This window comes from Stieleria neptunia (assembly GCF_007754155.1).
In the GTDB taxonomy this organism is placed as follows: domain Bacteria; phylum Planctomycetota; class Planctomycetia; order Pirellulales; family Pirellulaceae; genus Stieleria; species Stieleria neptunia.
In genome coordinates, this window is sequence record NZ_CP037423.1 from 2225413 (window position 1) to 2248760 (window position 23348).

The 23348-nt window shown below is 60.1% G+C and carries 22 protein-coding genes; 17 read left to right on the top strand and 5 right to left on the bottom strand.

What is annotated here, in order from left to right; genetic code table 11:
• Positions 1-18: 18 nt before the first annotated feature.
• Both Enr13x_RS07730 and Enr13x_RS07735 read left to right on the top strand, forming a co-directional pair.
• Positions 19-2388, top strand: a complete 2370-nt coding sequence (locus Enr13x_RS07730; RefSeq protein WP_145385488.1) for an NAD(P)H-dependent oxidoreductase subunit E — start codon at positions 19-21, stop codon at positions 2386-2388.
• A 75-nt stretch (positions 2389-2463) separates the two neighbouring features.
• Positions 2464-4077, top strand: a complete 1614-nt coding sequence (locus Enr13x_RS07735) for an FAD-dependent oxidoreductase (protein WP_145385489.1) — start codon at positions 2464-2466, stop codon at positions 4075-4077.
• Positions 4078-4257: 180 nt separating this feature from the next.
• Here Enr13x_RS07735 and Enr13x_RS07740 read toward each other — a convergent pair whose 3' ends face one another.
• A complete protein-coding gene (locus Enr13x_RS07740) occupies positions 4258-4698 on the bottom strand; it encodes a hypothetical protein (protein ID WP_145385490.1) in 441 nt (146 codons plus the stop codon).
• 355 nt (positions 4699-5053) lie between these two features.
• Entirely contained in the window at positions 5054-5374 is a 321-nt protein-coding gene (locus Enr13x_RS07745) for a hypothetical protein (protein WP_145385491.1), read from the bottom strand.
• A 241-nt stretch (positions 5375-5615) separates the two neighbouring features.
• Between Enr13x_RS07745 and Enr13x_RS07750 the strand changes: the two genes are divergently transcribed.
• From Enr13x_RS07750 to Enr13x_RS07760, 3 genes are all read left to right on the top strand, one after another.
• Positions 5616-5888 carry a hypothetical protein gene (locus Enr13x_RS07750; protein WP_145385492.1) on the top strand — a complete coding sequence of 91 codons (273 nt, stop codon included), beginning with the start codon at positions 5616-5618 and terminating at the stop codon, positions 5886-5888.
• Positions 5889-6078: 190 nt separating this feature from the next.
• Positions 6079-8055, top strand: coding sequence for an ATP-dependent zinc metalloprotease FtsH (gene ftsH / locus Enr13x_RS07755; RefSeq protein WP_145385493.1), 1977 nt, complete (start codon positions 6079-6081; stop codon positions 8053-8055).
• A 199-nt stretch (positions 8056-8254) separates the two neighbouring features.
• A complete protein-coding gene (locus tag Enr13x_RS07760; RefSeq protein ID WP_145385494.1) occupies positions 8255-8860 on the top strand; it encodes a lipase family protein in 606 nt (201 codons plus the stop codon).
• 69 nt (positions 8861-8929) lie between these two features.
• Here the strand turns inward: Enr13x_RS07760 and Enr13x_RS07765 are convergent, their stop codons facing one another.
• Together Enr13x_RS07765 and Enr13x_RS07770 are read right to left on the bottom strand one after the other, a co-directional pair.
• Entirely contained in the window at positions 8930-9847 is a 918-nt protein-coding gene (locus tag Enr13x_RS07765; protein WP_145385495.1) for a pirin family protein, read from the bottom strand.
• Positions 9848-9890: 43 nt separating this feature from the next.
• The gene (locus tag Enr13x_RS07770; RefSeq protein ID WP_145385496.1) at positions 9891-10376 is read right to left on the bottom strand and encodes a MarR family winged helix-turn-helix transcriptional regulator; all 486 of its coding nucleotides are present in this window, start codon (positions 10374-10376) and stop codon (positions 9891-9893) included.
• 260 nt (positions 10377-10636) lie between these two features.
• Between Enr13x_RS07770 and Enr13x_RS07775 the strand changes: the two genes are divergently transcribed.
• Complete coding sequence (locus Enr13x_RS07775) at positions 10637-13129, top strand: sulfatase-like hydrolase/transferase (RefSeq protein ID WP_197455864.1); 2493 nt, start codon at positions 10637-10639, stop codon at positions 13127-13129.
• Between the two features lie 509 nt (positions 13130-13638).
• On the opposite strand, the gene Enr13x_RS07780 is transcribed toward Enr13x_RS07775, so the two are convergent.
• On the bottom strand, positions 13639-14457 hold the full coding sequence (locus Enr13x_RS07780; protein WP_145385497.1) for an SDR family NAD(P)-dependent oxidoreductase: 819 nt from the start codon (positions 14455-14457) through the stop codon (positions 13639-13641).
• A 1020-nt stretch (positions 14458-15477) separates the two neighbouring features.
• On the opposite strand from Enr13x_RS07780, the gene Enr13x_RS07785 reads away from it, so the two are divergent.
• From Enr13x_RS07785 to Enr13x_RS07835, 11 genes are all read left to right on the top strand, one after another.
• Positions 15478-16296 (top strand): DeoR/GlpR family DNA-binding transcription regulator, encoded by an 819-nt coding sequence (locus tag Enr13x_RS07785; protein ID WP_390621098.1) that lies wholly within the window; start codon positions 15478-15480, stop codon positions 16294-16296.
• Positions 16297-16356: 60 nt separating this feature from the next.
• Positions 16357-17091 carry a phosphate propanoyltransferase gene (pduL, locus tag Enr13x_RS07790; RefSeq protein WP_145385498.1) on the top strand — a complete coding sequence of 245 codons (735 nt, stop codon included), beginning with the start codon at positions 16357-16359 and terminating at the stop codon, positions 17089-17091.
• A 41-nt stretch (positions 17092-17132) separates the two neighbouring features.
• Positions 17133-17432, top strand: coding sequence for a BMC domain-containing protein (locus Enr13x_RS07795; RefSeq protein ID WP_145385499.1), 300 nt, complete (start codon positions 17133-17135; stop codon positions 17430-17432).
• A 92-nt stretch (positions 17433-17524) separates the two neighbouring features.
• Complete coding sequence (locus Enr13x_RS07800) at positions 17525-17794, top strand: BMC domain-containing protein (RefSeq protein ID WP_095742163.1); 270 nt, start codon at positions 17525-17527, stop codon at positions 17792-17794.
• Between the two features lie 98 nt (positions 17795-17892).
• Positions 17893-19125, top strand: a complete 1233-nt coding sequence (locus Enr13x_RS07805) for an acetate/propionate family kinase (protein WP_145385500.1) — start codon at positions 17893-17895, stop codon at positions 19123-19125.
• Between the two features lie 43 nt (positions 19126-19168).
• On the top strand, positions 19169-19492 hold the full coding sequence (locus Enr13x_RS07810; RefSeq protein WP_095742165.1) for a EutN/CcmL family microcompartment protein: 324 nt from the start codon (positions 19169-19171) through the stop codon (positions 19490-19492).
• Positions 19493-19557: 65 nt separating this feature from the next.
• The gene (locus Enr13x_RS07815) at positions 19558-20991 is read left to right on the top strand and encodes an aldehyde dehydrogenase family protein (RefSeq protein WP_145385501.1); all 1434 of its coding nucleotides are present in this window, start codon (positions 19558-19560) and stop codon (positions 20989-20991) included.
• An 84-nt stretch (positions 20992-21075) separates the two neighbouring features.
• The gene (locus Enr13x_RS07820; RefSeq protein ID WP_145385502.1) at positions 21076-21342 is read left to right on the top strand and encodes a EutN/CcmL family microcompartment protein; all 267 of its coding nucleotides are present in this window, start codon (positions 21076-21078) and stop codon (positions 21340-21342) included.
• A gap of 90 nt (positions 21343-21432) precedes the next feature.
• Positions 21433-22041 (top strand): hypothetical protein, encoded by a 609-nt coding sequence (locus Enr13x_RS07825; RefSeq protein WP_145385503.1) that lies wholly within the window; start codon positions 21433-21435, stop codon positions 22039-22041.
• Complete coding sequence (locus Enr13x_RS07830; RefSeq protein ID WP_145385504.1) at positions 22038-22316, top strand: EutN/CcmL family microcompartment protein; 279 nt, start codon at positions 22038-22040, stop codon at positions 22314-22316. The genes Enr13x_RS07825 and Enr13x_RS07830 overlap by 4 nt, the downstream gene beginning before the upstream one ends.
• 68 nt (positions 22317-22384) lie before the next feature.
• A complete protein-coding gene (locus Enr13x_RS07835) occupies positions 22385-23254 on the top strand; it encodes a class II aldolase/adducin family protein (protein ID WP_145385505.1) in 870 nt (289 codons plus the stop codon).
• Positions 23255-23348 lie beyond the last annotated feature (94 nt).

Genomic DNA, 23348 nt, shown 5'->3' on the forward strand with positions numbered 1-23348 from the left:
TTTCGGACGTGATGTCGAATGATCACGACAACCACACGAATCGACTTGACTGCCGTCGATCGAATCATCGAACAGGTCGGTCGAGAACCCGATGCGGTCATCCCGATCTTGCACGCGGTGCAGAGAGAGTATCGCTACCTGCCGCAGGAAGCGCTTCGCCGTGTTTGCGAACGAACGGAGATCACGCCGTCCGCGATCACCGGTGTCGCTTCGTTCTACGACCATTTCCGCCATCATCCGGTCGGCCGGCACATGATCAGCGTCTGCACGGGCACGGCCTGTCACGTCAAGGGAGCGGATCTGGTCGATGATGCGATTCGTCAGGAGCTTCAACTCGCTCCGCACGAAGACACCGACACTGATGGCGAGTTCACGGTCCAGAAGGTGGCTTGCCTGGGATGTTGCACGCTCGGCCCGGTCGTGCAAATCGACGACGCGATCTTTGGCCACGTCAGTTCCCAGACGACGCCACGGATGTTGCAGGAATACGACGAAGCCGAATTCGTCAAACTGTCCGCCGTGCACCGGCCGATTTCACAGCCGCGGGGGCCAAACACGACGGAGGTGCGGATCGGGCTGGGCTCGTGTTGCCTGGCATTGGGCAGCGACAAGGTGCACGAAGCGCTGTGCGATGCCATCGACGACTCCGGCGGCGACGCCTACGTCAAACAAATTGGTTGCACGGGCATCTGCAGCAAGGTCCCGCTGGTCGAACTGGTCTCGCCCGACGGCGCGTCCCAGACCTACACCAACGTCAATCCCGACGTGGCTCGAAAGATCGTCCTCAAGCACTTTCGTCCGAAGGGCATTTCCAAGCCGATTCGCTACGCAGCGTCGCGGATCGTCGATTGGCTTCAATCCGATGAAGATCAGGATGTGTTGCAGAAACATCGCGCCGTCCGCGACGGTGTCGTCGATTCCTTTATCGGTCCGCAAAAGCACTTGACGCTGGATTTACTCGATGCGATCGATCCTCTCGATTTAGACGAGTACAGGCGTCACGGCCGATTCGACTCGCTGAAAAAATGTCTCACCGAGCTCCAGCCGGAACAGATCCTTGACGAGATCGAGACGAGTGGGCTGCGGGGTCGCGGCGGGGCGGGATTCCCGACGCATATCAAGTGGCGCACCGTCCGTCGCCAACAGAGCCCCACGAAGTTCGTTATCTGCAACGGTGACGAGGGCGACCCCGGCGCCTTCATGGACAAGGTGCTGTTGGAATCGATTCCGTTTCGGGTGATCGAAGGCATGGCCATCGCCGCACGGACGGTCGACGCCCACGACGGCATCTTCTACGTCCGGGCTGAATACCCGCTGGCGGTCGAGCGGATTCGCAACGCGATCGAAATCTGCCGGCAAGGCGGCATCCTCGGCGACTCGGTGATGGGAACCGATTTCAGCTTGAACCTTGAAATCCGAGAAGGCGCGGGCGCCTACATTTGCGGCGAAGAAACCGCACTGATTCATTCGATCGAAGGCGGTCGCGGCACGCCGCGGATCCGACCGCCGTTTCCGGCCGAAAGCGGACTCTGGGAAAAACCGACGCTGATCAACAACGTCGAAACCTTCGCCACGATTCCCTGGATCCTGCGTCACGGCGGCAAAGAACTCGCCAAACTGGGGACGGAAACCAGCAAGGGCACCAAGGCGTTTGCGTTGGCCGGGAAAGTCCGCAACGGCGGTTTGATCGAAGTCCCGATGGGGATCACGATCCGTCAAATCGTCCAAGACATCGGGGGTGGCGTGGAGCCCGGGCGAACCTTCAAAGCCGTGCAGATCGGAGGGCCGTCCGGAGGATGCGTCCCCGCCGAATTGGCGGACACCCAAATCGACTATGAATCGCTGTCCGCGGTCGGCTCCATCATGGGCAGCGGCGGACTCGTCGTGCTCGATGACAAAGACTGCATGGTCGACATCGCCCGTTACTTCCTCAAATTCACCCAAGATCAATCCTGCGGAAAGTGTACGTTTTGCCGCGTCGGAACGAGACGATTGCTCGACATCCTGGACCGGCTGTGCACGGGCAACGGCAAGAAGGGTGACCTGGAACAACTCGAAGCCCTGTCGACATCGGTCTGCGCGGGCAGCCTCTGCGGTCTCGGCAAGACCGCGCCCAATCCGATCCTTTCCACATTGAAGTACTTTCGTGAGGAGTACGAGGCGCACATCGCGGGATACTGCCCGGCCGGCAAATGCGTCGATCTGATCGATTACCGCATCAACGACAAGTGCATCGGATGCACGCTGTGCTCACAGCACTGTCCGGTCGATGCCATCCCGATGACGCCGTATTACAAACACACGATCGACCTGGATCGCTGCACACGATGCGACACCTGTTACCAAGTCTGCCCCGAGGACGCCGTCTTCATCGAGTCAAAACCCTAGTGGGAGAGGCTTCCAGGTTCGTCACTACCGAAACCAAAAGCTGTTAAAGTTAAGTTCAGAACGAGGCCGCCCACCGTGGTTAAAATCAAAATCGACGATCGTGAAGTCGACGTCCCGCTGGGATCGAACCTCATCGATGCCGCCGCGCTGTTGGATGTTGAAATCCCCACGCTCTGTTATCTCAAGGGGTACGAGGCCTCCAATTCGTGCCAGGTATGCACGGTCAAGGATCGCCGCTCCGGCCGATTGATCTCCGCCTGTGGCACCAAGGTCGTCGAAGGAATGGAGATCGACAACGAGACCGAAGAGATTCGCGATGTGCGGCGGACGGCGTTGGAGTTGCTGCTCAGCGAACACGTCGGAGACTGCCGCGCCCCGTGTGACTTTGCCTGCCCGGCACACATGGACATCCCGTTGATGTTGGATCAGATCAGTCATGAAAACCTGCGTGAGGCCATCGTGACGATCAAGGCGGACATCGCGTTGCCGGCGATACTCGGCCGCGTCTGTCCCAAGCCGTGCGAGAAGGGGTGTCGTCGCAAAGGCGCCGACGGTCCGGTGGCGATCTGCGATCTGAAACGTTACGTGGCGGATGTCGACTTGGCGACCGACGATCCGTATCTGCCGCCCTGCAAGCCGGACAGCGGAAAGCGCGTGGCCGTCGTCGGTGCCGGACCCTCCGGTCTGGCCGGTGTGTTTTACCTGCGCCGAGCCGGACACGCCTGCACGTTGATCGAGCAAAACGAATCGCTCGGCGGCCGTCTCCGCACCGAGGAAAGCGAGCAGAGTTTGCCACGCGACATCTTGGATGCAGAAATCAACCAGATCATCCGACTCGGCGTCGAAGTGCGTTCGCAGACGTCGGTCACCACGAAGGAGCAACTCGATGCGCTGTGCAGCGAGTTTGACGCAGTGCTGTTGGCGATCGGCAGAACGACGCCTGACCAAGTGGAACAATTGGGGATCAAAGCGAGCCGCAAGGGCATCGACATCGACTCGGAAACCTACGCGACCAATCGCCGGGGCGTGTTTGCCGTCGGCAACGCGTTGCGCGGAAAGGGCATGGTTGTGCGGAGTACGGCCGACGGCAAGGAAGCCGCAACGATCATCAACCAATACCTCGCCGGCTGGAAGAAACTCAGCCTGGGACACAGCTTCTCTTCACGCATCGGCCGTTTGGAATCGGGGGAGATGGACGAATTCCTGGCCAACTCCGTCCCCGCCCCTCGCTCTGTCCCTGAAACCGGCACCGACTATGTTCCCTGTGACGCGACCGAGCAATCCGAGCGATGTTTGGGCTGTGGGTGCGTGGCACACAACAAGTGCAAATTGGAACGCTGGTCGGAGTACTACGGCGCGAACCCGAACCGCTTTCCCCGGGTGCGGCGACCCTACGAAGTCGTCGGACGCGCCTCGTCGGTGTTGTTCGAACCGGGCAAGTGCATCAAGTGCGAACTGTGCATCAAAATCGCCGAGCGGGCTCAGGAGCCGCTGGGGCTGGCCTTCGTCGGTCGCGGATTCGATGTCCTGTTGAGCGTCCCGTTTGAAGGGCAACTCGATGAAGCGTTGACCAAAGTCGCCGAAGAATGTGTCGACGCCTGCCCGACCGCGGCGCTGTCGTTCGCACCCAGCCGCCAGCCCCCAGACCTGACACAAATCGAAATCCCCCGTCACATCAACGCAAAGTGATGAGCGCCCGTGGGATAGGCTTCCAGCCTGTCAAATCCAACGTGTTCCCGGGCCCCACCCTGCGCCGTGAACGATGTATTTCCTGTGTTTGACGAGGTGTTAGCGGCAGGGCGCAAGCCCTCCGGTTCCCCATCGTTGCCAACACACCGGAGGGCTCGCGCCCTGCCGCTAACAAGTCGTTCAGGGCGTTGGCTCTTCACCCGTCGCCACATACCCGTCGGCGTCAAATCGCAATTTGGATCGCTTTTGATTCGGCCATGCATTCCAAACCGAAGCGGCCAACAACACCGCGATCGCAAGATAGACGACGGGGTCAAAGGCGATCACAAACTTGCCGACAAGGAGCGCAATCGCCGCCAACAACCCGACACCAAACGGTGCGTAGCCGTGACGGCGCCGGGCACCGACGGCCAGCCCGCCGACGGCGAAGGTTAAGCAGGCGGCCGTGAGCGGAAACAGGTACACCGTCTGCATCAAGAACGTCAGTCCCAGCCAGCCGAGCAATCCCGCATAGGCCGGATACTGGCAGGGACAGGCGAGTCTGGGCAGCAGCGCCAGCACGACCGAAGGCAACACGGCAAGCGTCTTGCGGAGTCCGGTAGTGGGTCTGCGATCGGTCATCAAAAGGTCCCCGGGGAATGGCACGCGGATCCGTGTTACTGTCCAGTCTTTAGACGCTCGCACTTGCTGCGGGGGACGTCGATTGTCTAAGTGGCGGAGTTGATCGTAGCGGAAGTCGTCAAGACTTTCACGAGCCGTCGGCCCACTCTGGCGTTTGCTTGCTGCGCAAACGCCGTCTCTCCCAGAGGGAGAGAATCGAGAACGGTTGCCAAATCCTGCAGCAAAAGAATCGACGTCCCAAGCAGCGACACCGGACGGCTGAGGCCTGCACACTAACACTCCTGCCCGTTCGATTCGGTACCTGACCGTTTTTCCGCTCCTGCACCACCTGCAATGGTGACCGTTCACTCCTCGCTCATTCCGGCCGCGATTCGTCATCCGGACCATCCTTGCGATGTTCGTCGGTGGACTCCCGGGTGACATCCCGGGGCGCAAACGAACCCGCGAATGCGTAACTCCATTTACTCTTCTGATTTTCGCGTCGGTAAATCACCAGACTGGTGACCACGTTTTCATGTTCGTGCGGCTCGCCCTCGAGTAGGTGAAAGACGTTCGCGCTGATGTAGCAGACGATCTTTTCGGGCAATCGTTCCGCGGTGACCGCGAGCGGCTCAAGATGCCCGTCCAATGGACCGCCCAAGAATTCGATCACTTTTTGTTGCGTTGAGTGTGGCATCGTCAATTCCTTGGCAGATGAGATCGCCCAAACAATCACTCGGCGGATCTTGCCGTCCCGCATTCCATCATGATAACAAACTGGCCGTCGCTGATTCTCAAATCGCATCCTTTCCTCTCCATCACGTGTGGACAGGCCGTTCCGCGTCCACGACCGGATCATTGCGGAACGCCTCGGAAACGTGTGACAAAAACGCTTCTTTGGAGCGGTCTTTGACGGGGACCTGGTCGGGTTGCCTGCCATGATGGATTACTTCTTAAAAGTGCTGGAGACGACCGATCCGACGATGCAAGTTGCGGACCGTATGGTTCCAGGAAGCAAGACTGCGAGCGGTTCATCGTATCGGATTCCGAAAACCGAGTCGTTGCGGCGCGCGTGGAGTTCCCAGATGTGCATGGCCGCACGGATGACGCCTTGGAGTGAACGAATCATCACGGGATCAGGCCGGCAGGGTCACTCCGACGACGATTGGCACAAACTGTGCAACGAGCTTCTCCACGCTTGGCTCAAATGAGTCGCCCAGGCAGGCTGGATCCGGTCTCACCGGATGGATTGAACGAGTCCTTCGAGCAGTATCGATCGTCGCTCAGCGCCCCACCGCGTTCCCAATCGCACTCCGCAACCGTCGGCGTCCGCGACAAACAGGGAGCGATCCGACACTTATTATTCCGCTCGTCACTAACCTCCCTAGCCCTTCAGCTCCCATGCCCCAGCCGCCCGAACCCAAACCGCCCGAACCCAAACCAGGCGTCCCCAAACCAGCCGATCGCCGAGACGACGATGGCGGTTCATCATTCCGCGGCCACGGTTCCTTTTCGCCGCTGTTCTGGTGGATCGCGTTCATGGCCGTGATGTTGATTGCACTGCAATGGCGCACGGCGGAGTCGGAACGGCAGGAAGTCGCCTCATGGACCGACTTTAAACAACTGCTGGTCGACCAGGCAATCGAACCGGACAGCGTCACGATCCGGCATGACCGGGTGGAGGCCGTTCTGAAACCCGAGGTGGTGCCGGACGAATCCCTGTCGATCGCCAAAGAGGCCGACCAACCGGCGCCGCTGTTCGTGGCCATCGATAGCGAGAACCGACAATGGTTCATCGAACAGATCGACGCGTTACAGGTGGCCTACCGGCTCGATACGTCGGTCAGCCGCTGGTCGACGATGCTGCTCAGTTGGCTGCCGATGATCGTGTTGATCGCGTTTTTCTGGTTTCTACTGTATCGAACCCGTCAGACGTTCGGCGAAGGCGCCGGCGGAATGCTGGGCGGTTTTGGCAGATCCCAGCACCACATGGCGTCCAAGGATACCGTCAGCGTCACGCTCGACGACGTCGCCGGGATTGATGAAGCCAAAGCGGAGATCGGGGAAATCATCGAGTTCCTGCAAAACCCGGGCAGGTTTAAAAAGATCGGCGCCCGCATCCCACGTGGCGTCTTGTTGCTCGGTCCGCCCGGATGCGGCAAGACGTTATTGGCTCGCGCGATCGCCGGCCAGGCCGACGTCCCTTTCTTCTCGATCTCGGGGTCCGATTTCATGGAGATGTTCGTCGGTGTGGGGGCGCGTCGTGTTCGCGACTTGTTCGAACAAGCCAAGCACAGCGAGCCGTGCATCATCTTTCTCGACGAAATCGATTCGATCGGCCGCAAACGTGGGCTGGAACTGATCGCCGGTGGCGGCCATGGCGAACGCGAACAAACCCTCAACGCCATCCTCTCGGAAATGGACGGCTTTGAACCGCACGACCAGGTCATCGTGATCGCCGCCACCAACCGCCCCGATGTGCTGGATCCGGCGCTGGTGCGGCCCGGACGATTCGACCGCCAAGTCGACGTGCCGCTTCCCGATACCAAGGGCCGCGAAAACATCCTGCGAATTCACACCAAACAAGTCAAGCTGGCCGACGATGTCGACTTGCAAGAATTGGCCCGCGCGACGCCGATGTTCTCCGGTGCCGACTTGAAGGCGATGGTCAATGAAGCGGCGATCATCGCCACGATGGCCGACAAGTCCGCCGTGACGATGGAAGACATGCGTCGCGGTCGGGACAAACTGAAATTCGGCCGCGCCCAAACCAGCCGAACAATCGATGCGCAGCAACGAACGATCAGCGCCTACCACGAAGCCGGACATGCGTTGTTGGAATCATTGTTGCCAGACGCCGATCCCGTCGAAAAAGTCACCATCGTCCCCCGCGGACGCGCACTCGGCGCCACATTCGCGCTGCCCGAGAGAGAACGCTATACCTACGGGCGAAAGTACTTGTTGGCGACGATGCGGGTGCTGTGCGGAGGGCGCATTGCCGAGCTCCGCAAAACCGACGACGCGTTTTCGGGTGCCGAAGACGACATCAAGAAACTCACCGAACTCGCCGATCGAATGGTGCGGATGTGGGGGATGTCCGAAGACATCGGATTTGTTCGCGTGGCCACCGATGCCGAGGAAGAACGCCTGTTGATCGACCGAGGCTATAGTGAACAGACGGCAAAGCAAATCGACGACGCGATTCAGACCTTGGTCAACGAAGCGTACCGCGATGCCGATCAGATGATTGAGCAGCACTGGACGACCGTCGAAGCGATCGCCCAGGCGCTGCTCGATCGCGAGACCCTGACCGCCGACGAACTCAACCAACTGATGCAACTGCACTCGCAAACCGGGCGCGGTCGGATACCCGTTTGAAATCGGCGAAGCCCCCGGCCAGGGTGATTGCCCCTACCGGCCGATGTCGGTGGCAGGAGTGATCTCGACATCGCCCGATCTCTTCGGATGATCAGTCGTCTGGCGCAAGCCCACGGACCCCACCCCAGGAAAATGGGCACACCCTGCATGGCGTGCGGGCGATCAACGATGCTAAACTCGGGGGGAACACGTGGAATCGATGACGACAAAAATGCCGCCGCAGGAAATCCTTCTCGTTCCGGGACTCTTTGAGCCGCGGTTTGCATTGTGGCCGTTGCAGCGGTCGTTGCAGCCGCACTGCGACCGATTCGAGTACTGGCGAGATCGCCTTGCCTTTCGCGAACTGAACGAAAGCGTCAACCGAATGACCCGTCGGATCGCTGGCGACGCGGAACGCGACGGGGCGATCGGGATCGTCACACACAGCTTCGGCGACTGGGTCGCCCGCGCCGCGATCGCCAATCAATCCGATCACCGCGTCCGCACGCTGGTTTCGCTCGCTCCGGTCATGAAAGCCGGCTTCCTGGCCCGCGCGGCATACGCGATCAGTGGAAAACTGATCCCCGAAGTGGCCGTCACGATCGACTCCGACCGGGCCGCGGCGCACCTCGATTGCGATCCGCAAATCCGGCGGATGGTGGTCTGGTCCAAATTCGACGAAAGCCTGCAAAGCATCGATCTGACGCATTTGGAAAACGTCCAGACTCGGAAGGTGGTCGCCACGCATCTCACGATCGCATTGCAACCCAATGTGCACCGGTTGGTCAGCGAATTCATGTTTGGTGAGTCGTCGTTTCACTCGTGAATCGCAAGCTGGAAGCTTACGCCACTTGCTTGCCGATCCTAAACATGAGCGTTGACGAAGCACGAGTGGTCACGGCTTGATAAACGATCCGTCCTTCAACTCTCTCCAGGCTTGCTGAAGTTCGGCTTGCGTGTTCATCACGATCGGGCCTCGCCAGGCAACCGGTTCTTTGATCGGTTCGCCCGACACCAGCAGGAACCTGCCGCCTTCCTCTCCCGATTCCACGCGAATCGAATCGCCTTGGTCGAACAACACCAAGGAGCGATTGCCGGCGAACTCGGCGAGCGATTGCCCGTGGTTCATCGGATCTTCGACCCGCACGTCACGCGGATCCGACGCGTCCTTGAACCGGACCGATCCGGCAAAGACGTAGGCGAACGCGTGCCGAGTCGTTTCGATCGGAATCGACCGCGATGTATTCGGGGGAAGGCTGATGTCCAGGTAACGCGGATCGGCGGCGACCCCTTCGACCGGGCCTCGCTCGCCCAAAAAGTCTCCGCACAACACGCGCACGCTGGTGCCGTCGTCGTCCACCACGGTCGGGACGTCCTTGGCGCTGATGTCCTGATAACGTGGCCGAGTCATCTTGTGCTTAGCAGGAAGATTGGCCCACAGTTGAAACCCGTGCATCCTGCCGGTGGCGTCCCCGTGCGGCATTTCCTGATGCATGATGCCGCTGCCGGCCGTCATCCACTGGATGTCACCCGCAGCCAGCTGCCCACTGTTGCCCAAACTGTCGGCGTGATCGACCGTCCCGGCCAAGACATAGGTAATCGTTTCGATGCCGCGGTGCGGATGCCAGGGAAACCCGTTGGCGTAGCGCTGCGGGTCTTCGTTACGAAAGTCATCAAACAATAGGAATGGATCGAATGGTCCGGTTTCACCAAAACCAAAGCCTCGATGCAGATGGACACCGGCACCTTCAACCATCGGCTGCGATGTGGTGATGCGTTGGGGTTGTCGAACGTGGGTCGTGGGAATGGTCATCGAAAGTTTCCCCTTGCAAAACGGGTGGATGAAAACGGTGTCGCTAATTGTCGATGTGACGGGCGCGAAACAGCAGCTCGTTCAATATCGTCAACTCCTGTTTAGACAAATCGTTGAATTGCGCCCGATGCAGATCCTCCAGCGGCTTGGCGAGTTTCTTCAAGGCGGCTCGACCTTTCGGGGCCAGCCGAATCCAGACGACACGACGATCCTCGCCACAGCGTTCTCGCTTCACCAAGTTCGCTTTGGCCATTCGATCGATCAATCGCGAGATGTCGGCCTGGGGCGTGATCATGTGTTGACCGATCTGATAAATCTGCATCGGCGTGCCCGCCCCCTGCAAGATCCGCAGCACGTTGTACTGCGAATCCGAAAGCCCGGCGGATTCGAACAGCAGAACGAATTCTCGCTGCAGCTGAGTCGAAGTCCGCAGCAAATTCAGGTACGTCTCCTGCTTCAAGCTGGAAAACGGACCACGTTTGCCGATCTCGTCCGCCAGCGTTCGAGACCCGTTCGTCTTTTTCTTCATGACCTAACTATATGTTGCAACAGATAGTTCGTCAAGCCCCGTTCGCCCACCACCATCCGCCCTCCCTGGCTCGGACCCCGTTCCCGCTCATGCATTCCCGCCCGCAATCGTTGCAAGCGTGCGATGGCGGCTCGGTTTGGCACGATCGGCCGGTAAACTCGCCAAGCTTTGTTGAGAAGTGGGCGGGGAAGCGTCAAACTAAACGCTGATCGAACCTGTTCACGAAGTTTCTCCACTCAACATCGAATGGTTGCCGCCGAATGTTCCGTCGTCTTTTGCTCCATCACAAAGCCACACTCGCAGCGCTCGCAGTTGCGTTCCTGTCCACGCAGTTGCTGGTTCCAGTGGTCCTCAGTGCCGAGGCGGCCACTCGCCCCAACGTTTTGCTAATCCTGACCGACGATCAGGGGTGGGGGGACTTGGGAGCGAACGGCAATCCGATCGTTTCGACGCCGACGTTGGACCGATTGGCCGACCAGAGCGTTCGGCTGAACCGGTTTTATGTGTCTCCGGTGTGCGCGCCCACGCGAGCGGCGCTTTTGACTGGCCGGTATCCCGAACGCACGGGTGTCGCCGGCGTGACCGGCCGCCGCGAAGTCATGCGGGCGGCGGAAAACACGATCGCCGAACGCTTTCGCGACGCCGGCTACGCGACCGGCTGTTTCGGCAAATGGCACAACGGCGCCCAAATGCCGCTGCATCCCAACGGCCAGGGGTTTGAAGAGTTCTTCGGATTCTGTGGCGGCCACTTCAATCTCTACGACAACCCGCTGCTGGAACGAAACGGCGTCCCCGTGCAAACCAAGGGCTACATCACCGATGTGTTGACCGATTCCGCGATCGAGTTCCTGCAGACGCCTCGCGAGCAACCGTTTTTTTGCTACGTGCCTTTCAATGCGCCGCACGGCCCGTTTCAAGTCCGACAAGATCTGTTCGACAAGTTCAACACCGGAGAAGTCTCTGAGAAAACCGCTGCGGTCTACGCGATGGTCGAAAACATCGACGCCAACGTCGCCCGCTTGTTGAACACGCTTGAGCAGCAAGGCGAAACGAACGACACCATTGTCCTGTTCATGACCGACAACGGCCCCAACGGCAAACGATTCAACGGCGGCATGCGCGGCGCCAAGGGCAGCGTCCACGAAGGCGGGTGCCGCGTGCCGTGCTTCATCCGCTGGCCGGGGCAACTGCAGCCACAAACGATTGATCAAATCACCGGCCACATCGATTTGCTGCCGACACTCGCCCAGTGGTGTGGAATTTCCTTGGGGGATTCGGTTGCATTGGACGGCCGGAGCCTGGTGAAATTAATCCAAGACGGCAGCGATCCGGCGCTCAATGGGCGATCCATTTTGACCTACCGTCCGAACAAATCGCAGCTCGAAAAATTTGGCAAGGCTGCCGTCCGTACCAATCAATACCGGCTGACCATCGAAAATGCCAAGGTGTCGTTGTTCGACATGCTTTCCGATCCCGGACAGGAAAACGATGTCGCCGACCAGCATCCCGAGACGACCGAGCGGTTGAAATCCGAGATCGAAGGCTACGTCGACGCTGTCACAACAAGCATCACGCAAACGCGTCATGTTCCGGTCACCAAGCAGCGACCCACGTTCATCCCATCGGTCGATGCAACGCTGGCCGGTAACCCAGGCTATGCCGACGGCATCAGCTGGGCGCACAGCTGGGTCGACCACTGGACTTCCGCCGCCGATACGATCGCCTGGCCGATCGACGTTGCCCAGTCCGGACGCTACCAGATCACGCTGCACTACGTTTGCAACGCCAAGGACGTCTCGGTCTCGGCAGCGATCGCGGGCCAAAGCGTTTCCAAGACGCTGCGACGATTCCAGTCCGATTCGGTGGTCCGCCCCGATCTGGATTCCCGATCGACGCCCCGCCGCATGCTTGAGTTCGGCCAACTGTCCTTGGGGATCGTCAACATCGCGGCCGGGAAAACGACGCTGGAACTGAGTCGCCAACGCGACGGCCAAATGATCGAACTCGGCGGCGTGACGATCACCAGCGCCGACCTGCCGGCGAAAGAACAATTCCACCTGTTTCTGCTTGCCGGGCAATCGAACATGGCCGGTCGGGGCAAGGTGACGCCGGCCGATCGTGTGCCCGACCCGCGCATCCTGATGCTTGATCGTGACGGAATCTGGGTCCCGGCGACCGACCCGTTGCACTTTGACAAATCCATCGCCGGCGTGGGACTCGGACGCGGGTTTGCCAGGCGCTATGCGAGCGAGCACCCCGATGTCACCGTCGGTTTGGTGCCCTGCGCGGTCGGCGGATCACCCATCGCCGCCTGGGCTCCCGGAGGCTATCACCCGCAAACCAAAACGCATCCCTACGATGATGCGGTGCGGCGGATTCAGACCGCGATGGCCAGCGGAACGTTCAAGGGAATCCTTTGGCATCAAGGCGAATCGGATTCGAAACCCGGGTTGGCGGAGGCGTACAAAGCCAACCTGATGGAGGTGTTTGATCGATTCCGCACTCTCGTCGGCGCACACACTCCGATCATCATCGGCGGTTTGGCGCAGCGCGACACGCCGAAGTGGACCGAGCATCGCAAGCGAGTGGACCAATCCCATCGCGAGGTCGCATCGGAATTGCCGGCGTCGGCGTTCGTCGAGTCGACCGGGTTGACGCTCAAGAGCGACAACACACACTTCGATCGCCAGTCGCTGTTGGAATTCGGACAGCGCTACGCGGAGGCGCTGGCGGAGATCCAAGCGTCGAAGTAGGGCTCGTTCCGAGGCCTTCTCGTTCCAAGGCTCCGCCTTGGAACGCACTGCAATGGACCTTCGATGAGCATGGAGCGGTTGGGCATCAAAAACACGACTGACATCAGCCGATTCGCGCAAGCGTTCGGGTCTCGTCAACAACGGAGGGCCCGGAGGCTGGCGCCAAACGGCGGATCCCACGAAGCCCCCAAGGGAATGGAAACCGCCAAAATTTTGCGAATGAATGCACGTTTCAACCGAGAGATTTTGCGGCCGGTCCACATCTTAGGCGGAAACCTTTCCGCAGCATTTGCCCAAAGGGCATCAACAACATAGCCTGGGGTCAGGGAACGAGCGCAGCGGAGTGACCGCCACCCCAGGCTATGTTGTTGATCGCCTTTGGCGAACCGTGCAGAGTGATCCTTGATCCACCACGGAACAATAACTGTTTAGCCTTTGGGCGATTCCCGATCGCTGCGACGCAGCGACATCGGGCGGCTAAAGCCTGCACACCAGCGCTCACGCATCCATCACTCGTTGTCCTGCATCGGCTTGGCCGTCGCCGCGGTCTCTTCGACGCGGAACATGTCGCGCCAGGGAAGTTGGATGCCCCCGTCGATGGTCAGCGTGCTGCCGGTGATGTACTCGCTTTCTTCGCGACACAAGAAGACCACACCGCGACCGATCTCCTTCGGCTCGCCCAGGCGTTTCATCGGCAGCTTGGCCGACTCCGTCTTCAGCGTCTCTTCGGAAAAGAACTTTCGCTCGCCCGGGGTGTTGATCCAGCCGGGGTGAATGATGTTGCATCGGATCCGATGCTGGGCCAATTCACAGGCGGCCGTCCGCGCCATCTGGTCGTTGGCCGCCTTGGCCATGTTGTAAGCCATCGCGCCGGGCATCGCGAGATGCGCGTGGGGGCTGCTGATGACCACGATGTTCCCGCCCTTGCCGGCCTTGACCATCTCGGCGGCACCCGACCGGACGACGTAGAACGCACCCCACATGCTGACATCGATCGTCTTGCGGAACTCCAGCATGTCCGACTCCAGCATCAGGTGCCGGTCGCTGTAGGCGGCGTTGCTGACAACGATGTCCAACCCTCCGAGCGTCTCGATCGAAGTCCGCATCATCGCTTCGGCTTCTTCCTGCACCGAGACGTCGGCCTGGACCTTGAACGCATCCCCGCCGACCGACTTGCATTCGGCGACCACCTCGTCGGCCTGGTCGGGATTGGAGCGATAGTTGACCGCGACGGTTGCCCCCGCACGAGCCAGTTCGACCGCGATGCCGCGACCGATGCCCAGTGATGCCCCGCTGACGATCGCCCGCTTTCCGGATAGTTCAGTCATGATGATGTGTTGACGCTACAAGAAGTGAAACAGTCCGCCTGAATTGATTCAGCGAAAAGCGTATCGCGACGGCGCCCGCGGGAAAACCATGCCACTCCTCCTGGTTGCCGGCTCACCCGGTGATTCGGGTGGGAGATCCTTCAGAGTCACCCTCCCTGGCAGGGAGGGTCGAGCGAAGCGAGGGGAGGGGCGAACGGTGAATCGCCACTTTCATTTCGGTCCTACACGATCCGGTCAATACGCTCGACTCTCCCTGGGGACGTCAATTGTAGAAGTGACGGATTGGATCGTAGCGGTAGGCGCCAAGACTTTTGCAGCGCGAGCCCTCTCTGGCGTTTGCATGCTGCGCAAACGCCGTCTCTCCCAGAGGGGGTTCTTCGTGGATCTTAATGGCTAATCACTCAGGACCGAGGTTTTTTGAGGCATTGCTGCGATGTCCGAATGGGTGTTGGACGACAACCGCTCGGTTCAAACGCCCCTCCGGCGACGCGCGGGCCGGTGGCGCGGGCCGGTGGAGGGCACGAAGCACCTTCGCCGCATCGCAGACCAGGTGATTCCTAGGCGGGTTGCTCCTCCGCAGAGCCCGTCTCCGCTACAGCTGGCTTCGCCATCAGACCGAACAGAACCATCGGACATCGCAGTCATCCCTCAAAAAACCTTCCCCGAGTATCCGAGAGCAGCCACTAAAATCCGCGAAGAACCCCCAGAGGGAGAGAGACTAAGTCGGTTGCCAAAAGCTGCAGCAAAAGAATCGACACCCCGGAGAACGGCGCGAAACCCCAGTCGATCTCAGCGACTGCTTAACAGCATGCCCGTTCCGTGGACTGCATCGCTCCGCTGAAACAGTCGTTCCCCGAAACAGTCGTTCCCCTCAAAAAAGGAGGTTTTCTTTCAGAAGTGATTAATATTTGTCATTTGGTGCTTGAAATCTATCACGAATGAGAGAAAGCTATCACCAAACGCACTACCTGCGCAATCTAGGCAATTTTTGTGGTCCGAACCGTCAACTCGTCCAACGGCATCCCTAGCGAAACCCGCTCATCCAGTGGTGGGCGTCGGGAGCGTTTGCGACGGATGGTGCGGCAGACGGGATTCGCGTCCTTGGGCGAGCTGGCCGAGTCGCTTTCGGTCAGCGAATCGACGGTCCGCCGCGACTTGGAGCAATTGGAGCGATCGGGCGATGTTCGCCGCACGCATGGCGGGGTGTTCTGGACCGGCGAGAGTGCAACGATCCGGGCGTTCGAGGGCCGCAAGGACACGACGTGGACGGTGAAAGCCGCGATCGGAGCGGCGGCCGCGGAGCTGATCGAAGAGCACGACACGATCCTGTTGGACGGCGGCAGCACGACCTACGAATTGGCCCGCTGCCTGGTCGGTCGGCGACTGCAGGTCGTCACGAACAGCTTGCCAGTGGCACACTTGCTGTCCAGCAGTGATTCGATCGACCTGGTCACGATCGGCGGTTGCGTCCGCGGCCGGACGGCGGTGGCGATCGGCCCGATGGCCGAATCGATGCTCCGTCAGATCAACGTGCGGCTGGCGTTCTTGTCGGTCGCCGGGATCAACGAGCGTGGTTATTTCAACAACAACATGATGTTGGTCGAGAGCGAGAAAGCGATGTTGGCGTCCGCCGACCAGTCGTACGTCGTCACCGACCACACGAAGTTTGGCAAAGTCAGCTTGTCCCATCTGTGCCGGTTGGAGGACGTCCAGGGTGTCGTGACCGACTCCGGTCTGGCATCGCACTGGAAAAAGCGGATTGACGACGCCGGAGTCGAACTAGTGTTAGCAGACAACCGACGCAGCGACGAAACCGACACCGAATCAAAGACAGATTGAGACCCGAACGTTTCGATCCTCTCCTCTACCTTCCCCCATCACCTCCCTTTCCCGAACCGAATGAACGCGACTCAAATTGACCGCGCCCGAATCGAATCACTGGTTCGTCGCGCGATCGCCGGCGGTAGCCTCGGCACTCCGTCGGCATCACGGCCCGACCTCGGCCTTTCCCAAGATCCGCCCGGTTGGGTCGACGGCAAGCCGAATCTGCGTGTCAGCATTTCGGCCCGACACGTTCACCTGACCGACGAGCACGTCGAAATCTTGTTCGGTGCCGGATCGGTTTTAGAGCCCGACAAAGATCTGTACCAGGACGGTTTTTATGCCGCCAAGCAGACGGTGATGATCGTCGGACCGCGGCGGCGGATGTTACCCAGCGTGCGGGTCTTGGGACCGACGCGTGGAGCCAGTCAAGTCGAATTGGCGTTTACCGATTCGATCTCGTTGGGCATCGATGCACCGGTCCGCCACAGCGGCCACATCGACGGCACGCCCGGATGCGTGTTGGTCGGACCGGTCGGCAGCGTCCAGTTGGAACAGGGCGTGATCCGAGCGGCGCGTCACGTCCACATGAATTACTTTGACGCGGAGCACTTCGGTGTTTCCAACGGTGACATGATGCAATTGAAAGTCACCAGTCACGAATGCACGACCGTGTTTGACGACGTGCTGGTGCGTGCCGATGAAGCGGCCAAGTTAGAGGTCCACATCGACACCGATGAGGGCAACGCGTGTTTCTTGGACGCCGCGTCCGAAGTCGAGCTGACCAAGGGCGGCTGCGGCTGTCACAAATAGTACTACCACCTCCTTTTCTCCTATCAATAGGCAGATTTCCAATGGCGAAGAGTAATGAAGCACTCGGCATGATCGAGTGCAAAGGGTTTGTTTCCCTGGTCGAAGCGGCCGACGCAATGTTGAAAGCGGCGAACGTCGAATTCTTGGGCTGGGACAAGGTCGGCAGCGGTCTGGTCAGCATTTTTGTCAGCGGTGACGTTGCCGCGGTCAAAGCCGCGACCGACGCCGGTGCAGCGGCGGCCGGACGGATCGGCGAAGTCGTCAGCGTGCAAGTCATTCCCCGACCGCACGATGATTTGACCAAGGTCCTCAAGACCAGCGCGCCGACGGCGAAGAAATAGTGGCCGCCAAGCAACAACGGCCGCCCAGCGATCGTGTCGTCCGGCGCGATCGAACCACCCCCTCCACAACAATTGAAAGAAACAGAACCAAGATGAATGACGCAATCGGATTGATCGAAACCAAGGGTTTGCTGGCACTGATCGAAGCGACCGACGCGATGGCCAAGGCGGCCAACGTTGAAATCGTCAAACGAGTCGACATCGGCGGCGCGTATTGCACCACCGTGGTCAGCGGAGACGTCGGCAGCGTTCGCGCCGCGGTCGAAGCCGGTGCCAACGCGGCCTCGCAAGTCGGCGAGCTGGTCTCCAGCCACGTGATCCCTCGTCCCGCCGAAGGTGTTGCGAAAGCTTTTTTGGCTTAAACGTCACCCCGCCCGGCGAGTCGCGAGACCGCCCGCGGGATGACGAACGCACGCTGACGTCTACGACAGACCCCAACTCATCGCGGAGGGTACCGCCAGTGCTCGTACTGGTTGCAAACCTGGGATCGACCAGTTTCAAGTATCGGTTGTTCGAAATGACCGATGATGGAGCCATCGACGACATTCAAAACGCACGTTGCCTTGCCAAAGGCGCGGTCGAGCGGATCGGCGATGCGCAGAGCAAGTGCACGGTTGAGATCGGTGATTGGTCCAACGAGCTGACGATGTCGGTCCCCGATCACGGGGTGGCCGTCCAAGCCTGCTTGGATCAGCTGACCGACCCCGAAAACGGTGCCATCGAAGATGCGTCCCAGGTCGCCGCGATCGGTTTCAAGGCCGTTCACGGCGGACGACTCTCGGGCGTGTTTGTGGTCGACGATCAAGTGCTCGATGCGATGGCCGAGATGAATGCCGCCGCACCGGCACACAACCCGCCTTACATCGCGGCGATGAAAACCTTGCAGGCCCGGTTCCCGGATCTGCCGCTGGTCGCCGCCTTCGAAACCGATTTTCACCAAACGATTCCCGCGGCGCGGAAGGAATACGCGATCCCACGTCAGTGGGCCGACGAATTCCACATTCGAAAGTGGGGATTCCACGGTGCCAGCCACCGCTACATCGCTTTCCGCAGTGCAGAGATCCTGGGCCGTCAAGATGCCCGTGTGATCTCCTGTCACTTGGGCGGCAGCAGTTCGATCACCGCCATCGAAAATCGACAAAGCGTCCAGACGACGATGGGGATGACACCCCAAACGGGTCTGCCGCAGAACAACCGCGTCGGTGATTTCGACCCCTTCGCCTTGCCCCTGATCTTGCAGCGGACCGGTTTGTCCTTGGACGAAGCGTTGCAAGAACTGGCCAGCAAAGGCGGATTGTTAGGATTGAGCAACCGCAGCGGTGACATCCGCGATGTCGAACAAGCGGCGTCCGAAGGTGATTCCCAATCCCAATTGGCCTTGGATGTCTTCATCGAAGAGATCCGGCGTCACCTGGGCGGAATGCTGGTCGCGCTCGGCGGTGCCGATGCGATCGTGTTCACCGGCGGCATCGGTGAAAACGACACGCTGGTCCGCGGTCGCGTCTGTGCGGGGTTGGAACAGCTGGGCATTGTCGTCGATCCGGCGGCCAACGAAGGCCTGCGTGATCGCACCAACGATCTCGGTGAAGCGTCGTTCCACGCCGGCGATTCCAAAACTCAATTGTGGGTGATCCCGACCAACGAAGAAGTGATCGTGGCCAGGCAGACCCTGCATGCGTTGAAGCATTCGTGAAGCCGACCTTTCATCTCCCTTACCCCCAACGAGCCTGACACGAATGTTCATCGCCCGAGTCACCGGATCGGTCGTCAGCACTCAAAAGGTTGCGACGATGACGGGTCACAAATTGCTGGTCGTCGAGCCGTATCGGCTGGATGACAAAAAGCGTCAATCGCTCGTCACAACCGGCAGAACGTTTATCGCCGTCGACACCTTGGGTGCCGGCGAGAACGATTTTGTCTTGATCACCCAAGGCAGCAGCGCACGATTGACGCCGGAAACAAAGGTTTTACCCATCGACGCCGTCATCATTGGGATCGTCGATCAAGTCCACATCGACAAGTTCAGCGTTTACTCGCGCAACGAATCAAACGACCGTTAGACCGCCCCGCCACGCTCGAGCGCGGTCGCGGCACGCCGACATCCACCCACAACTAGCAACCCACCATGCAATACGACGAAACCCTGATCCGAAACGTAGTCGCACAGGTCCTGGCCGAGGTCGGTCCGATGCCACCGGGGAACGGAGCGGCCAAGCAGGCGGCTTCGGCCGGCGGTCACCACGGCGTGTTCTACGATGCCGAGTCGGCCGTCACGGCGGCACGTGCGGCGTTTGAGCAACTTCGCGAAAGGACCCTGGCCGATCGCAAACGGATCATCGACGTCATCCGGCGGATCTCGATCGAGCAATGCGAAGAGCTCGGTACGATGGAGATGGAAGAAACCAAGATCGGTCGTCTGGAACACAAAATCGAAAAACTGAAGACCCTGGGCGAGCAAACGCCCGGCGTCGAGTTCCTCGAAACCAAAGCCTTCAGTGGCGACTACGGTCTGGCCGTGATCGACCGCGCCCCGTTTGGCGTCATCGGTGCGATCACGCCGGTCACTCACAGTTTGCCCACCATCACCGGCAACGCGGTCAGCATGATCGCCGGCGGGAACACCGTCGTCGTCAATCCCCACCCGTCGGGCAAAAAAGTCGCCGCCGAAGGCGTACGTCGGTTCAACGAAGCGATCGCGGCGGAAATCGGGATCGACAATCTGATCTGCGTGATCGCCGAACCGACGTTGGAATCGGCCGAAGCGTTGTTCAAACACCGCAGCGTCGCGTTGATCTGTGTCACCGGCGGCCCCGCGGTCGGCCGTGCGGCACTCAACAGCGGCAAACGCGCCATCGTCGCCGGACCGGGCAACCCGCCGGTCGTCGTCGATGAAACGGCCGACCTGGATCTGGCCGCCCGATCGATCATCACCGGCGGCGCTTATGACAACAACCTGCTGTGCATCGCCGAAAAAGAAGTCTTCGTCGTCGATTCGGTCTTCGATGCGATGATGGACGCGATGCGACGCGCCGGTGCCGTGCAACTCAACGCCGCACAAATCGCCGAACTGACGTCCAAAGCGATCGTCACCGTCGGCGATGACCAACACGATGCGGCCTGCAAAGACTACATCGGCAAGGACGCATCGTTCCTGGCCGCCGCCGCCGGCGTCTCGGTCCCCCCGGAAACCGAATTGGTGTTCGGGGAAACCGACGAGCATCACCCGTTCGTCAGCGTCGAGCAAATGATGCCGTTCATGCCCTTCGTTCGCGCCCGCGACGTCGATCACGCGATCGCGATGGCCAAACACTACGAACACGGCTTCCGCCACACCGCGATCATCCACTCGCGCAATGTTCGCAACATGACCAAGATGGGACGCGAACTGGATACCACGCTGTACGTCAAGAACGGACCCTGCATGGCATCGCTCGGCCTGGGCGGCGAAGGCTACCTGTCGTTCTCCATCGCCGGGCCGACCGGCGAAGGCGTCACCACACCGACCACGTTCACCCGCGAACGACGCTGCAGCATGATCGGCGAACTGCGGGTGGTCTGAAGTTTCAAGTTTCAAGTTTCAAGTTTCAAGTTTCAAGTTTCAAGTTTCAAGTTTCACGACTTGGGATTTCAGTTGGTTTAACAAATGCAACCTGCGATTGTCCTCGGATCGACCCGCGCCACCGTCAAGCATGAAAGCTTGGTCGGCATGCGTTTGGTCGTCTTGCAGCCGATCGGGGCGGATGAGAACGCCGACGGGCCGCCGCTGATTGCGTTGGACCAACTCGGTTCACGCAAGGGCGATCACGTGATGATCACCAGCGACGGTTCGTATGCCCGCGAGGCCTGCAACCACGATCTGACGCCGGCCCGTTGGACGGTGATCGGATTGATCGACGACATCGAAGCTTAGGCTACTGCACCCGAAACCCCGCACCCTGACACCCAACCCAAATATTCGCACGTGACCCGCCTTTCATACGACCGCAGCAACGAAACAGCGATGATCGCTGAGATTGCGCGCCAGGTGATTCGGCGGCTGCGTGAAAGTACGTCGGTTCCAACCGCCTCTGCCCCAGCCAGCCCGTCGCCGAACGGCGGCGAAAAGCTGATCACGATCGAAACCTTGGACCGTTATGCGGCGACGGGCCAGATCCTCGCGGCCGAAGGCGCGGTTATCACCCCGGCGGCCCGCGAAGAAGCGGCGCAGCGGGGCATCCAAATTCAACACGCCGCGTCGAGCGGTGCGTCGCCCACCGGCGTCGCGGATGCCCAAGCGGACACGCCGCCGGCAACGCAATCGCTGGTGCCGCAGTCGCTCGGCAATCAACTCGCTCGGCGTGGAATCACGTTGCCGGCCGATGTCGAGATCCTGTGGACCGACGAGCCCTCCGCGGAAGTGTACCGCCGTTGCAGCGGTGGACAGCGTGCCGCGATGGTCGGCGCCCTGTCGGACGTCGAACGATTCGCCGGCGAACTCTCGCCCAACGTTTGGGTTTTGGACCGCCAGAAACTGAATCTGGTCGCGGCGGTCAACGTGGCGGCTCGGATCGCACGTTGCCCAGCACCGGATGCCTCGGCGGTGTCGCAAACTCTCGGAGGTTCCCGATGAAACTGGCACGCACCATCGGCTCGATCACGCTTTCCAAGTCGCATCCCGCGATGGCCAACGCCAAGCTGCGTCTGGTCGAGGTCGTTGATTCGATCGAACGGGTCGACACCGAACCGCTCGGCGGGGACACGATCGTGGCCTGGGACTTGTGCAGCACCGGACTGGGCGACCTGGTCGCCTTGGCCGAAGGCCCCGAGGCCGCCCAGCCGTTTAAGCCAGACGTCAAACCCTTGGACGCTTCGATTGTCGCCTTGCTGGACGAGGTTGAATTGTAGCCCGTTTCTCTCAAACGTTTCGACCACCACACCACACCACACACGTTCCACTGTCACTCGAGAATCCCATGCAAAATATCCACAAGATCAAACAGGACATGTGCGACATCGGCCGTCGCATTTACAATCGCCAGTTCGCCGCGGCCAACGACGGCAACATCACCGTGCGGATCAGCGACAACGAAGTCCTGTGCACGCCGACGTTGCACTGCAAAGGGTTCTTGACGCCCGAAGACATTTCCACCGTCGACATGACGGGCAAGCAGATCGCCGGTCGCAAGAAACGATCCAGCGAAGCGTTGCTGCACCTGGAAATCTACAAACAACGCGAAGACATTCGCAGCGTGGTTCACTGCCACCCGCCGCACGCGACCGCGTTTGCGATCGCACGCGAGCCGATCCCGCAGTGCATCTTGCCCGAGGTCGAGGTGTTCTTGGGCGATGTGCCGATCACCAAGTATGAAACGCCCGGCGGTCAGGCGTTTGCCGATACGATTATTCCTTTCGTCGCCAAGACCAACGTCATGATTCTGGCCAACCACGGCACGGTCAGCTATGGCGAAACCGTCGAACAGGCCTACTGGTGGACGGAGATCCTGGATTCCTATTGCCGCATGTTGATGCTGGCCAAACAACTCGGCAACGTGTCGTATCTGGATCAACAGAAATCGAAAGAACTGTTGGATCTGAAAGACCAATGGGGATACAAGGACCCGCGGAACACCAAGGAGTACGAGGATTGCGACATCTGTGCCAACGACATCTTCCGCGACTCGTGGAAAGAGTCGGGTGTCGAGCGGCGTGCGTTCACCCCGCCACCGGCGATGCCGGCCCAACCGGCCAGTTCCGGAAACGGCCAAGCGATGCCGGCCGGTATCGATGAAGAGCAGCTCGTCAAACTGATCACCGACGAAGTGATGCGGCAGATGAAGGCTTAGTCACGTTGGCGGGATCGGCTTCCAGCCTGTCAACAGTGGGATAGGCTTCCAGCCTGTCAATGCTGAACAACAGGCTTTCAGCCTATCCCACCAA